The organism is Bacillus sp. FSL R5-0443, from assembly GCF_038608285.1.
In the GTDB taxonomy this organism is placed as follows: Bacteria; Bacillota; Bacilli; order Bacillales; family Bacillaceae; genus Bacillus; species Bacillus velezensis.
Genome location: NZ_CP152013.1, coordinates 2,685,523 through 2,697,892, shown reverse-complemented (window position 1 = coordinate 2,697,892; position 12,370 = coordinate 2,685,523). Strand labels below are relative to the sequence as shown.

Below are 12,370 nucleotides of genomic sequence, written 5' to 3'. Positions count from 1 at the left end.
CCTCAGTTTTTTATTTTTACTTTCGGAAGGATTTTTTTTAGCGGCACACTGTGTTCAAGCTGCCATGTCGATTCATCGTTGTGGTCAAACTGCTCTAAAAAGCGGATGACTTCCTTTGTAATCGGTGTCGGTGTTGATGCGCCTGCGGTAACGGCGACGGTATTGACGTCTTTCAGCCATTCGAGCTTCAGTTCACTGATGTCTCCGATTCGGTAGGCTTTTGTTCCGGCGATTTCTTCTGACACTTGAGCCAGTCTGTTGGAGTTATTGCTTTTCGGATCACCGACAACAATGGTTAAGTCCGCTTTTTTTGCCTGCTCTGATACAGCTTCTTGACGAACCTGTGTGGCCAGGCAGATTTCCTGATGGTATTCCACGTACGGGTACTTTTCTTTGACTGATTCCATAATATCGTGGACGTCCCACTGGGACATTGTCGTTTGGTTTGTAACGATTAATTTCTCAGCCTGAATATCGAGATTTCTCACGTCTTCCTCTGTTTCAACGAGATGAACGATTTCAGGAGCGACGCCGACGGCTCCTTCAGGCTCGGGGTGGCCTTTTTTACCGATGTATATGACGTGATAACCTTCAGCTTTTACTTTTCGGATTAAGTCATGTGTTTTCGTGACGTCCGGGCATGTGGCGTCAATCGTAACAAGCCCTTTTTCCTCAGCGGCTTTTCTTACTTCCGGAGATACCCCGTGAGCCGTGAAAATAACGGTTCCTTTTTCCACCTGCTTTAAAATCTCCAGACGGTTTGTGCCGTCAAGCGTGTAAATGCCGTCTTCCTCAAACGCATCTGTGACATGCTTATTATGAACAATCATTCCCAGTATATATATAGGTCTTGGCAGTGTTTTATCGAGTGACGCGTTTTTGGCTATGACCATGGCATCAACAACGCCGTAACAGTAGCCGCGCGGCGATATTTTGATAACGTCCAATGTAGATGTCCTCCTATCAAAAGTGAGTGTAGAGGCAATATAAAAAGCCGTAGTTAAACGGCTCAAATCTTGCATTCTTCTGATCTCATTATAGCTAATCTTTCGTGAGATATCAAAGAATGTTAAATATATAATTTCGGCTTTGATCTGCCCGATGTTCTTTTTGGACGCGGCTGTTCCGCTGAGTCTGCCTGTGCGGCGTCTTTTTCTTTTGAAGCGGATGCTTTTTCAGACGTCTTCTTTGATGTTTTGGATGAGGCGTCTGATTTGTTTTCATCTTCTGTTTCATCTGTTTTTTCAGCTTCATCCTTTTTGTTCTGTTCGTCTGTTTCTTTCGTCTCGTCAGATTCATTCTCGTCATCACTGCTGCTTAATTGGCTGTAAAGCTTCATCATGGCGGGCAGACTCCGTACTAAAGGACCGTACTGCTGAATCATCGGCGTAACCTGCTGCGCCACGCCGAGCACCTTCTGAACGTTGCCGAGCATGCTCGACAGGGATGCCGGACTTGCCAGGTTCTGTATTCCCTGCAGTCCTGCACCTGCTCCTCCGCTGGCCGCCGCCGGTGCCGACGCGGCAGCGCTTCCTCCTCCTGAACCGGGTAAAAAACGGGAAAGCATCCCTTTTAAGCCCCCTCCGCCGCCCGTGCCTGCGTTTCTCAGGCCCGCTCCGGCAATCTGCTGCTGAGGGAAAAGCTGCCGTCCCTGCTGCATTAGCTGCCGTCCCGGCAATGACGGTCTTCCTCCCATCATCATACGCGGATTCATAAACGGCCGTCCCTGCTGCGCCATATTTCTCATCGGCTGCTGTGGAAACATACTTGTACCTCCTTTCTGTCTCTCTGCTATTACAATATGCATCGGAGGGGGCATTTGCTTTTCTGTCTCGAAAACAGGATTCCCCCAAGACATGGTGTTTTTAAGTAAAATCGGTTATAATGTGATGATGGACACAGAATGTGCCGCTTTAAGGAGCTGGGAAAAATGAAAGAAACTAAATTTGATGGATACAACTTAAAACCGTTTATTATAGATGCAGTTCACCGCCTTGGTTTTTATGAACCGACAGATATTCAAAAGCGTCTGATACCTGCCGTACTGAAAAACGAAAGCGTGATCGGGCAGTCCCAGACGGGGACGGGGAAAACCCACGCCTATTTATTGCCAATTTTGAATCGGATTGATCCGGGTTCTGATACGGTACAGGCCGTTATCACGGCACCGACGAGAGAGCTTGCCAATCAGATTCATCAGGAAGCGCTCAAAATTACACAGGGTGCGGAAGACGAGCCGATCCGGACAAAATGCTTCATCGGCGGGACGGACAAGCAAAAATCAATTGATAAGCTGAAAACACAGCCGCATCTGGTCGTCGGAACGCCGGGCCGGATCGCGGATCTGATTAAGGCGCAGGCATTGAACGTCTATAAAGCGCAGTCTCTCGTCATTGACGAAGCTGATCTGATGCTTGATATGGGCTTTTTAGAAGACGTTGATTATATCGGATCGCGTATGCCGGAAGAACTTCAGATGCTTGTGTTCTCAGCTACGATTCCGGAAAAGCTGAAGCCGTTTTTGAAAAAGTATATGGAAAATCCGAAGTACGCGCATGTTGAGCCGAAAAGAATCACAGCCGAAAAGATTGAACATGTGTTGGTTCCTTCTAAACAGCGTGATAAAGACAAACTGCTTTTTGATATGATGTCTCATCTGAATCCTTATCTGGGCATTGTGTTTGCAAATACGAAAAACACGGCTGACCATATTGCGAAATACCTGACTGAAAAAGGAATGAGGGTCGGTCTTCTGCACGGGGGATTAACGCCGCGTGAGCGTAAGAAGGTAATGAAGCAGATTAATGATCTGGAGTTCACTTATGTCATTGCGACAGACCTTGCGGCTAGAGGAATTGACATTAAAGGCGTAAGCCACGTCATCAACTATGAGCTTCCGGATGATCTGGATTTTTATGTTCACCGTGTCGGAAGAACTGCACGCGCCGGTTCATCAGGCCAAGCACTGACCATTTATGAGCTTTCTGACGAAGATGCGCTCGCAAGACTTGAAAAGATGGGCATTGTGTTTGACTATGCGGAGCTTGTAAACGGGGAATGGAAGAAAGGCGATGACCGCCACCGCCGCAAAAAACGCAAAAAATCGGAGAATGAGGCCGACCAAATGGCGAAGCGCCTCGTGAAAAAACCGAAAAAAGTGAAGCCGGGCTATAAAAAGAAAATGGGCTACGAAATGGAAAAGATAAAAAGAAAGCAGAGAAGAAACAAATCTAACAGAGGAAAGTAGGGGAATCGGGTTGCTGAAAATAGGTTCACACGTCTCAATGAGCGGAAAACATATGCTCCTTGCCGCAAGCAAGGAAGCTGTTTCGTACGGGGCGAACACATTTATGATCTATACGGGCGCTCCCCAAAACACGCGCCGCAAAAAAATTGAGGACTTGAATATTGAAGCGGGCCGCGCCCATATGAAGGAAAACGGCATCGATGAGATTGTCGTGCATGCGCCGTACATCATTAACATTGGAAATACGACAAATCCGGCAACATTTGAGCTGGGCGTTGATTTTCTGCGTTCTGAAATTGAAAGAACGGCAGCGATCGGCGCGAGACAGATCGTGCTTCATCCAGGGGCGCATGTCGGAGCCGGGGCTGAGACAGGCATCAAAAAAATCATTGAAGGTTTAAACGAAGTGATTGTTCCCGGGCAAAACGTGCAGATTGCGCTGGAGACAATGGCGGGCAAAGGATCAGAATGCGGGAGAAGCTTTGAAGAGCTGGCCGAGATCATTGCGGGAGTCACGCATAATGAACATCTATCCGTCTGCTTTGACACTTGCCACACCCATGACGCCGGGTATGATGTCGCTAATGATTTTGACGGTGTTCTTAACGAGTTTGATAAAATCGTCGGCATCGATCGGATAAAAGTCCTTCATGTTAACGACAGTAAAAATATTAAAGGCGCCCGGAAAGACCGCCATGAAAATATCGGGTTCGGAGAGATCGGTTTTGACGCTCTGCAGTACATCGTTCATCACGAGCAGCTTGCCGATATTCCGAAAATCCTCGAAACACCGTATGTAGGTGAAGACAAGAAAAATAAGAAGCCGCCGTACCGTTTTGAAATCGAAATGCTGAAAGAAAAGCAGTTTGATAAGGAGCTTCTTGAAAAAATATCAGCTCAATAAGAAAGAAAGGAGGGGCGGGTGTCCCTCCTTTTTTACCCTGAGAATTGATTGAAAAGTTCGTCAACTTTCCGCGCCGTTTCTTTTGAAGTTATCGTTTCCACTTTTTTCAGCAGGCGCAGCCGCTCCTGTTCATCAAAAATATTGATGTTTTTTCCGTGCATCAGAGCCGCTACCTCAGCCGCTTGACTTCTTGTAATGCTGATCCCGTATTGCTTGGAATATTTCAGCAGATCGTCCGCAGTGACTTGATTGAGCCGCTGCAAAATAATTCTTTGTATTAAAATCATCGATACTTTCACCTCTTTAGACATAATGTATTGAGCAGATCATTAAACTGTTACAGCTTTTAATGGTAAAATGAAGTTGCTTACTGTTTAAAATAGTTATTATAGGAAAGGAGATTTTATGACCCCAAATAAACAGCATAAAAGAGAATCATTTTTACACTTTATCTTCAGGGTCATTATGATTCTGATCGGGGCGGGTTCAGCCGCCGTAAGTATTGAATTGTTTCTGGTCCCTAATAATTTTATCGACGGAGGCATTATCGGTGTTTCATTAATTTTAGACCACCTCTTTATGTCCAATCCCCTCCTCAATTTTGCCTTATTCGTTGTGTTACTCAACATTCCATTTATGATTTTCGGATATAAATATATCGGAAAAACATTTCTCATCTCTACTGTTATCGGAATCGTCGGTTTAGCGCTGATTGAATCCTCATTGCACCATGTGGAGGCCATTACGACCCAGCCTATTTTGGCGACGGTATTCGGGGGGCTTTTGCTCGGTTTCGGGGTAGGCCTTGTCATCCGAAACGGAGGCTCGATGGACGGTACTGAAATCCTCGGTATCCTTCTCACGAAAAAGCTGCCCTTTTCAGTCGGGGAATTCGTTATGCTCATCAATGTGTTTATTTTCATTTGGGCCGGTTTTGTGTTCGGTCCGGAGCAGGCAATGTATTCTTTCATGACTTATTATATTGCCATGAAAACGATTGACGCGGTCATCCAGGGGCTTGATGAAACAAAAGCGGTCATTATTGTTGCAGAGCAATATGCTGAGATCTCAGATGCTATATTGCACCGGCTTGGGCGGGGAACCACCAAACTTCAGGGTAAAGGCGGATATACGGATGAAACCAAAGAAGTCATTTACGCGGTCGTGACAAGGCTTGAAGTGACTAAATTGAAATCCATTGTGTTTGAAATTGATAAAAACGCCTTTATTACGATCATGAATACCCATGAAACGAGGGGCGGTAAGTTCAAAACCGCGATTCACTAGGCTTTCATTTACTTTTCATCATTTTATAGGTATAATTTGATACATCATAAGAAAATGGCCTGCTGTTCAGACAGCTGCCATTTTCTTTTTGGAGCGATACCGTGTTGTAAAGGGGAGGTCCTCATGAACGTACAAGAAGCGTTGAACCTGCTGAAAGAAAAAGGGTATAAATATACGAGTAAGCGAGAAGACATGCTGCAGCTTTTTGCTGATTCTGATAAATATCTGACCGCCAAAAACGTGCTTGCCGCATTAAATGACGACTATCCGGGTCTGAGCTTTGATACCATATACAGAAATCTTTCGTTATATGAAGAACTCGGCATTTTGGAAACGACGGAGCTTTCCGGAGAAAAACTGTTCCGTTTTACATGCTCTTATACCCATCATCATCACCATTTTATCTGTTTAACCTGCGGGAAAACGAAGGAAATTGAGTCCTGTCCGATGGATAAGCTGCACGATGATTTGGAAGGGTATGAAATCAGCGGCCATAAGTTTGAAATTTACGGCACCTGTCCGGCGTGCCGATAAAAAACCTCCTGCTTATACAGGAGGTTTTTTTCAGCTTTTGACATGCTGAAAGCTATGTTTGTTTTTATTAATCCAGGCGACGGCTTCAAGCCAATTCTGCACCCTGATAATATTGGAATCGATGGGGAGCTGATTATATGGGGAGTTAAAAAGGATAACCGGAATGCCTGCTTCTTTTGCGATCATTGTCGCATTGCCGTGGTGATCTTCGAAAAATAAATCAATGCCGTGTTTTTTGACGGCTTCCACTTTGTGATGGCCTCCGACAAGCTCAATGTGATCGTAATGAATGTCCCGGTTTGCAAACCAGTCCAGCGTAACATCTTCTAAGTGGCCGCGTCTTGCCGTAATGTAGATCAGACGGTGCTCTTCTTTCAGTCCGTCCAGTGCCTGCTTGGCAAATTCCGCGAGCTTCGCTTCTTTATATATGGCTGCTTCATGAACGTTCATCCATTCCCAAAATTCCTCGTCTGTAATGTTCAAAAGCTTCGTCAGATCATAATCAGTCATATCATCCAAGGTAATGGAAAGATGAAATGAGCGGTTTAAATAAGGGACAAATGTATCCTGTGCCGTAACTGTGCCGTCAATATCTATACCTAACCGTAACATGTCCACACTCCTATAAATTCATCCCTTCAAGTGTAACATAAACAATTAACAATACCAGAAAAGTTTAGCAAACATGAATCCGTAAAAAACGCGGAAACTAAAAAAGCTCCTTTCATAAAAGAAAAAGGGGGAATTGAAGGTGGCATACGATTACGAAAATCGAAAAGGCAACGACTACTATGTGGATCATGGATCGGAAGGAACCGATATCACGCGTGATGTTTATTCAGAAGAAACAGCGGCCGAAATTTCAGAGCCATATCGTGCTTCTGACCGGGCAGCAGACCGTGATGATAACCGGGACGGAGTAAGTGAAGGCCGGGGGATAGGGTATGCAGCATTGGCTATTTCTATCATTTCCCTGTTTGTGCTCCCTGTTTTATTAGGGGCATGCGGCATTATCGTCGGCTATATCGCCAGAAGAAGAGGAGCAGGCGCTTTAGGCGGATGGGCGATGGGAATCGGTATTGTTTCCCTTGTCCTCGGCATCTTCATTACACCGTTTTTTTAACACAACGCAAAAAAAAGCTTGGCGGAATATCCGTCAAGCTTTTTGTGTTTCTTGTTCTGCTTTTGCTTTTTCCGCTTCAAGCTTTGCGTAGTGTTCTTCTGCCAGCTTGTCGATTTCTTTTTTCAGCTCTTCGACCATGGTTTCTTCAGGGACTTTGCGGACGATTTGGCCTTTGCGGAAAAGAAGTCCTTCGCCGCGCGCGCCGGCAATCCCGATATCAGCTTCTCTTGCTTCGCCCGGTCCGTTAACGGCACATCCGAGAACGGCTACTTTAATCGGCGCTTTGACTTTAGAAATGTATTCTTCCACTTCATTTGCGATGCTGATGAGATCAATTTCGATCCGTCCGCATGTCGGGCATGAAATAAGCGTAGCCGCGTTTGAAGCAAGACCGAATGATTTCAGCAGTTCTCTGGCTACTTTTACTTCTTCAACCGGGTCGGCGCTCAGAGAGATCCGGAGCGTGTTTCCGATTCCTTTGCTTAAAATCGCTCCGAGTCCGGCCGCGCTTTTTACCGTTCCGGCAAACAGCGTGCCCGATTCTGTAATTCCGAGGTGGAGCGGATAATCAAATGCTTTTGATGCTTTTTCGTATGCTTCTATGGCTAGATTGACGTCAGACGCTTTCATGCTGACGATGATGTCGTGAAAGTCAAGGTCTTCCAGGATTTTGATATGATGAAGCGCACTCTCAACCATCCCGTCAGCAGTCGGATAGCCGTATTTTTCTAAAATGCGTTTTTCCAAAGAACCCGCGTTTACGCCGATCCGGATCGGAATTCCTTTTTCCTTCGCTGCTTTTACGACGGCTTCCACTTTTTCGCGGCGGCCGATGTTTCCCGGGTTGATTCTGATTTTGTCGGCCCCGCCCTCAATTGCTTTTAATGCAAGCTTGTAGTCAAAATGAATATCGACAACGAGAGGGATGGAAATTTGTTTTTTGATGTCGGCAATCGCGTTAGCGGCGCGTTCGTCCGGACATGCCACCCGGACAATTTGGCAGCCGGCTTCGGCTAAACGGTTGATTTCCGCAACTGTTGCTTCTACGTCGTGTGTTTTGGTCGTCGTCATACTCTGAATGACGACTTCGTTATTTCCGCCTATTGTTAAAGGTCCCACTTTGACGGGACGCGTTTTTGTACGATGTGTGATTTCACTCACTTGTCAATCGCTCCTTAATTGTAGTTACCGCTTTTGCAGGCTGAGCCTTTTACATGTCAGGCAACTTCTATTTACATGTTATATTGTAACAGTGTATTTGCCGAACTGACAAGAAATTAACGTTTAATTGCGGTAGACGGGGAATTTATAAGCGGTGCCTGCCTGAATTGCGTTTGCTTTTACATTCGGATTCAGCGCTTCAAAATCTTGCGCAATATCATCTGGCGCTTTATGTGCGCCGACTATCGACATCACCGTATCGCCTTTTTTGACCGTAACCGTTCTGTATGAAGATTCCTGTCGGGCTGGCTGTGCCGCCGCTGCGTATGCTGGAAGGTCTTGAGAAGGGATCGTGCCGATTTTAAGATCGTAAAAGATAATGAATATCACAAATAAACTGCCGAATACAAAAGTAAGCCGCTTCATTCCAACCGCCTCCCGCATACATTTTTACTTCATTGTATGCTTGTCCCATTTTGTTCATGACAAAAAAGAAGACCGCCGGGGGCAGTCTTTGTTACACAGCTGTTTTTCTTGGCGGTATCTCTTTTAAGACGAGGAAAAGGATGATAAAGTTTACAAACCAATTCACTAAAAATTCACTCGGCACTGTAATAACAAGCGCGCGCATGATCGTAAAGAATATGGTCGAAAGTGTAATGGAATAAGCCGAAAGCTTCCAGAGCTGCTGGTAATTCAATGTCTTTCTTTGCGCATTTTTCAATATCAGTCCGATGACGGCGAGAAATGATACTTCAATGAATTTTCCGGCCGCTGTCATGATGAACAGCAGAACGGACAGGACGGTGACGATCATTGTTTTATTTTGGTTTAATGCTGATATGATTTCTTTTTTTGTGATATCAGCAGGCATCAGCGAATAATTCATTTCTGTCGCCTGTCCGTCTACAGCAAGCACCATTTTATTTTTCAAAATGCCGATCGCATTTTGTTTGGCCGCTATTTGTTTCGCGCCGTAAGCATCTGTCGGATCAAACACGATGACGAACCCGTTCGCTTCCGTTTCCTTAGAGGCGGACGCTTTCGTCTGCAATTCTCCGTTTGAAATGCTGAAATCAGGGAAATCTTTCTTTAACACGGTTTTGAAACCGTTCATTGAGTTTACGGTGCCGGAGCAAAGGTAATAAGCGCTTGGCAGCGTAAAAAGGACAGACAGCAAAAATACATAAAGGATCGCTTTTCCTATCCCCTGAAACCGTGTTTTTGCAATATCTGCCGGAGAGTATGTACTTTTCAATAAAGCCGTAAATATGTTCAACATCTTCACTTCCTAGCCTAAACTGGTATATGTTGCTTATTGTATCGTTCACAGGGGATGAACACAAGTGAGAGTATTTAAAGCGGTGATAAGGAATCATACATAATAAGATAAAGCGGGAAGCGGTGATCGCCCGCAAAACAAAGGAGGGTGTTTTTGTTATGAGTGTTTTGTATTGGCTGATGATCATTGCGGTCTTCGTCATTGCTTTTATCGGGCTTGTATATCCGGTGATTCCAAGCGTTATTTTTATTGTGGCCGGTTTTCTTCTCTACGGATTTTTGTTTTCCTTCAGTCCTTATTCTTACCTGTTTTGGCTCATTGAGGCGGTATTTGCCGCCGTTTTATTCGCAGCTGACTATGTGTCAAATTTACTTGGCGTTAAAAGGTACGGAGGAAGCAGGGCGGCAATCTGGGGAAGCACGATCGGATTATTGATCGGGCCCTTCGTTATTCCCGTGGCGGGCATTATATTAGGCCCGTTTATCGGTGCTCTCTGCGCTGAGGTGTTTGTTCATCAAAAGGATATCAAGTCTGCGGCAAAAGTGGGGCTCGGCTCGTTAATCGGCTTTTTAACAAGCGTGGCGGCAAAAGGCGTCATTCAGCTCTTTATGATCGGGTATTTCTTATGGACGGTGCTTTAGAAAGGTTTAATTTCGGCCGTGAACGGATAAAGTGTAATATGTCTGCTGGAATCGCCGGATTGTGAGCTTTTTCATTGATTACCACGCTTTCTTTTGTTACATTGAGATTAGAAAAGTTCGCGTTAAGCGGCATTTCAGTACATATATTTAAAGGAGGAAAAAATTATGGCTTACAAACTTCCAGAATTGCCTTACGCTTATGATGCTTTAGAACCTCATATCGATAAGGAAACGATGACGATTCACCATACGAAGCACCATAACACATACGTGACAAACCTCAACAAAGCGATCGAAGGATCAGCGCTTGCAGAGAAATCTGTAGATGAGCTTGTTGCTGATTTGAACGCAGTGCCGGAGGACATCCGCACGGCAGTCCGCAACAATGGCGGCGGACATGCAAACCACTCTTTATTCTGGACTCTTTTATCTCCGAACGGCGGAGGCGAACCGACTGGTGAGCTTGCTGAAGAGATCAAAAGCACGTTCGGAAGCTTCGATCAATTTAAAGAAAAATTCGCGGCAGCAGCTGCAGGCCGTTTCGGTTCAGGCTGGGCTTGGCTCGTTGTAAACAACGGCAAACTTGAAATTACAAGCACGCCAAACCAAGATTCACCGCTTTCAGAAGGTAAAACACCTGTTCTCGGCCTTGATGTTTGGGAGCACGCGTACTACCTGAACTACCAAAACCGCCGTCCTGATTACATTTCAGCTTTCTGGAATGTTGTGAACTGGGATGAAGTTGCCCGTCTTTACAGCGAAGCAAAATAATTGAGTTGAATGATCACAAGGTCTCCCGCGGGAGGCCTTGTTTTTTTATTGACTTTGATTCCTTTTACATATCTCAGTTTGAGTGAGACAAACTAATGTGTAGTAAAGGGGAGTCAATGATGAGCAAAATAAAAAAAATTATCGGCGACATCGAAATAAATAAAGGGCTGCTGCTGTTATTGACGATTGGCGGCCTTTACTCATTGGGCATCGCGCTGTCAAATACATTTGTCAACGTGTATTTGTGGAAGCAGTCGGGAAAATTTATTGATTTGGCCATATACAATTTGTCGGTCGTGACGATGCAGCCGGTTACCTTTCTGCTGGCTGGCCGGCTGGCTAAAAAAATTGACAGGGTGTTTATTCTAAGGTTCGGCGTTATCTTTTTGGCCGCTTTTTATTTAAGTGTGCTGCTTGCCGGAGAAACTGCGGCTTCCCGTCTCGTTTTGATAGGGGCCGTGCTCGGAGTTGGATACGGCTTTTACTGGCTGGCTTTTAATGTGCTGACTTTCGAAATCACGGAACCGGAAACGAGAGATTTTTTTAACGGGTTTTTAGGCATTTTGTCTTCATCGGCGGGTATGATCGGTCCGATTGTGGCCGGATATGTCATTTCAAGACTTGAAAACAATACGGGTTATACAATCATTTTCAGCCTGTCGCTCGGCTTATTTGCCCTTGCCGTGGTCATGAGCTTTTTCCTGAAGCGGAGGGAGTCGAAAGGCCGGTTTATGCTGAAAAAAGTTTTTGATGAGCGCCACACGAATCTGAATTGGCGCCGGATTACCAACGCGCACTTTTTTCAAGGCTTGAGAGAAGGGATTTTTGTTTTTTTAATCAGCGTATTTGTATTCATTGCGACAAACAGTGAGCTGGCGCTCGGAACATTCGGTCTCGTCAATTCCGCGGTTTCTTTTTTTGCCTATTATTTTGCATCAAGGCTCATCAAAAAAAGAGCGCGGAAAAAGGCGATTCTTATCGGCGGATTGATCTTGTACGGCGCCCTGTTTCTCATAATTTTTAAAATGAGCTTCACGACGCTCCTTTTGTACGGAGTGTTTATTGCGATCGGCTATCCAGTTCTGCTCGTGCCGTATGTCTCGCTTACATATGATGTGATAGGCCGGGCGCGGCTTGCCAGAAAAGCCAGAATTGAATACATTGTGCTCAGGGAGTTATTTTTAAATGCGGGCCGGATCGTTTCCATCCTTTGTTTCCTTGTCATCGTTACATTGTTCAAGGAAAAAGTGGGAATACCGGCGGCGCTCGTGCTGCTCGGAGCCGGGCATCCGCTGATTTATTACTTTATAAAAGACATCAAACTGGATACGGAAACTTCGGATGAAACAGTAGAAGAAGACCGACAAAAACAGGCGGCGGAACCGAATTTTATAAAAGGAGAAAGATAAAAGGGTTATCT

At 45.2% G+C, this 12,370-nt stretch carries 15 protein-coding genes; 8 read left to right on the top strand and 7 right to left on the bottom strand.

Going from position 1 to position 12,370, the window contains the following annotated elements; translation table 11 throughout:
* Nucleotides 1-2 precede the first annotated feature (2 nt).
* Complete coding sequence (locus tag NYE28_RS13380) at nt 3-947, bottom strand: 4-hydroxy-3-methylbut-2-enyl diphosphate reductase (protein ID WP_012118007.1); 945 nt, start codon at nt 945-947, stop codon at nt 3-5.
* 122 nt (nt 948-1,069) lie between these two features.
* On the bottom strand, nt 1,070-1,765 hold the full coding sequence (vrrA, locus tag NYE28_RS13375; protein ID WP_163113655.1) for a VrrA/YqfQ family protein: 696 nt from the start codon (nt 1,763-1,765) through the stop codon (nt 1,070-1,072).
* Between the two features lie 165 nt (nt 1,766-1,930).
* On the opposite strand from vrrA, the gene NYE28_RS13370 reads away from it, so the two are divergent.
* Nucleotides 1,931-3,247, top strand: coding sequence for a DEAD/DEAH box helicase (locus NYE28_RS13370; RefSeq protein ID WP_160223185.1), 1,317 nt, complete (start codon nt 1,931-1,933; stop codon nt 3,245-3,247).
* A 10-nt stretch (nt 3,248-3,257) separates the two neighbouring features.
* Nucleotides 3,258-4,151, top strand: coding sequence for a deoxyribonuclease IV (locus NYE28_RS13365; protein ID WP_012118004.1), 894 nt, complete (start codon nt 3,258-3,260; stop codon nt 4,149-4,151).
* Nucleotides 4,152-4,183: 32 nt separating this feature from the next.
* Here the strand turns inward: NYE28_RS13365 and NYE28_RS13360 are convergent, their stop codons facing one another.
* Nucleotides 4,184-4,438, bottom strand: coding sequence for a DUF2624 domain-containing protein (locus NYE28_RS13360; RefSeq protein ID WP_003153013.1), 255 nt, complete (start codon nt 4,436-4,438; stop codon nt 4,184-4,186).
* Between the two features lie 118 nt (nt 4,439-4,556).
* On the opposite strand from NYE28_RS13360, the gene NYE28_RS13355 reads away from it, so the two are divergent.
* Together NYE28_RS13355 and NYE28_RS13350 are read left to right on the top strand one after the other, a co-directional pair.
* Entirely contained in the window at nt 4,557-5,438 is an 882-nt protein-coding gene (locus tag NYE28_RS13355; protein WP_007408296.1) for a YitT family protein, read from the top strand.
* Nucleotides 5,439-5,561: 123 nt separating this feature from the next.
* Complete coding sequence (locus NYE28_RS13350) at nt 5,562-5,972, top strand: Fur family transcriptional regulator (protein WP_003153018.1); 411 nt, start codon at nt 5,562-5,564, stop codon at nt 5,970-5,972.
* A gap of 30 nt (nt 5,973-6,002) precedes the next feature.
* Here the strand turns inward: NYE28_RS13350 and NYE28_RS13345 are convergent, their stop codons facing one another.
* Nucleotides 6,003-6,584, bottom strand: a complete 582-nt coding sequence (locus tag NYE28_RS13345) for a nucleotidase (protein WP_007408297.1) — start codon at nt 6,582-6,584, stop codon at nt 6,003-6,005.
* A 133-nt stretch (nt 6,585-6,717) separates the two neighbouring features.
* Here NYE28_RS13345 and NYE28_RS13340 point away from each other — a divergent pair, with 133 nt between their 5' ends.
* Nucleotides 6,718-7,095 (top strand): DUF308 domain-containing protein, encoded by a 378-nt coding sequence (locus NYE28_RS13340; RefSeq protein WP_087920773.1) that lies wholly within the window; start codon nt 6,718-6,720, stop codon nt 7,093-7,095.
* A gap of 33 nt (nt 7,096-7,128) precedes the next feature.
* On the opposite strand, the gene ispG is transcribed toward NYE28_RS13340, so the two are convergent.
* The 3 genes from ispG to NYE28_RS13325 all read right to left on the bottom strand — a co-directional run bounded on the left by ispG (nt 7,129) and on the right by NYE28_RS13325 (nt 9,535).
* The gene (ispG, locus tag NYE28_RS13335) at nt 7,129-8,247 is read right to left on the bottom strand and encodes a flavodoxin-dependent (E)-4-hydroxy-3-methylbut-2-enyl-diphosphate synthase (RefSeq protein WP_169510269.1); all 1,119 of its coding nucleotides are present in this window, start codon (nt 8,245-8,247) and stop codon (nt 7,129-7,131) included.
* Between the two features lie 132 nt (nt 8,248-8,379).
* Nucleotides 8,380-8,682 (bottom strand): LysM domain-containing protein, encoded by a 303-nt coding sequence (locus NYE28_RS13330; protein WP_007408299.1) that lies wholly within the window; start codon nt 8,680-8,682, stop codon nt 8,380-8,382.
* Between the two features lie 91 nt (nt 8,683-8,773).
* Complete coding sequence (locus NYE28_RS13325; RefSeq protein WP_012118003.1) at nt 8,774-9,535, bottom strand: DUF1189 domain-containing protein; 762 nt, start codon at nt 9,533-9,535, stop codon at nt 8,774-8,776.
* A gap of 161 nt (nt 9,536-9,696) precedes the next feature.
* Between NYE28_RS13325 and NYE28_RS13320 the strand changes: the two genes are divergently transcribed.
* The 3 genes from NYE28_RS13320 (at nt 9,697) to NYE28_RS13310 (ending at nt 12,359) form a co-directional block, all read left to right on the top strand.
* Nucleotides 9,697-10,179: a DUF456 domain-containing protein gene (locus NYE28_RS13320; RefSeq protein WP_007408301.1), complete on the top strand. Its 483-nt coding sequence runs from the start codon at nt 9,697-9,699 to the stop codon at nt 10,177-10,179.
* Nucleotides 10,180-10,344: 165 nt separating this feature from the next.
* A complete protein-coding gene (gene sodA, locus NYE28_RS13315) occupies nt 10,345-10,950 on the top strand; it encodes a superoxide dismutase SodA (RefSeq protein WP_003153025.1) in 606 nt (201 codons plus the stop codon).
* A 119-nt stretch (nt 10,951-11,069) separates the two neighbouring features.
* Complete coding sequence (locus NYE28_RS13310; RefSeq protein ID WP_012118002.1) at nt 11,070-12,359, top strand: MFS transporter; 1,290 nt, start codon at nt 11,070-11,072, stop codon at nt 12,357-12,359.
* Nucleotides 12,360-12,370: the final 11 nt, after the last annotated feature.

Excerpts from the sequence above, each read along its gene's own strand:
- NYE28_RS13355 (WP_007408296.1), top strand. The coding sequence starts at position 4,557 with ATGACCCCAAATAAACAGCATAAAAGAGAATCATTTTTACACTTTATC.
- NYE28_RS13330 (WP_007408299.1), bottom strand. The coding sequence starts at position 8,682 with ATGAAGCGGCTTACTTTTGTATTCGGCAGTTTATTTGTGATATTCATT.
- NYE28_RS13345 (WP_007408297.1), bottom strand. The coding sequence starts at position 6,584 with ATGTTACGGTTAGGTATAGATATTGACGGCACAGTTACGGCACAGGAT.
- NYE28_RS13370 (WP_160223185.1), top strand. The coding sequence starts at position 1,931 with ATGAAAGAAACTAAATTTGATGGATACAACTTAAAACCGTTTATTATA.
- NYE28_RS13320 (WP_007408301.1), top strand. The coding sequence starts at position 9,697 with ATGAGTGTTTTGTATTGGCTGATGATCATTGCGGTCTTCGTCATTGCT.
- vrrA (WP_163113655.1), bottom strand. The coding sequence starts at position 1,765 with ATGTTTCCACAGCAGCCGATGAGAAATATGGCGCAGCAGGGACGGCCG.
- NYE28_RS13350 (WP_003153018.1), top strand. The coding sequence starts at position 5,562 with ATGAACGTACAAGAAGCGTTGAACCTGCTGAAAGAAAAAGGGTATAAA.
- NYE28_RS13360 (WP_003153013.1), bottom strand. The coding sequence starts at position 4,438 with ATGATTTTAATACAAAGAATTATTTTGCAGCGGCTCAATCAAGTCACT.
- sodA (WP_003153025.1), top strand. The coding sequence starts at position 10,345 with ATGGCTTACAAACTTCCAGAATTGCCTTACGCTTATGATGCTTTAGAA.
- NYE28_RS13310 (WP_012118002.1), top strand. The coding sequence starts at position 11,070 with ATGAGCAAAATAAAAAAAATTATCGGCGACATCGAAATAAATAAAGGG.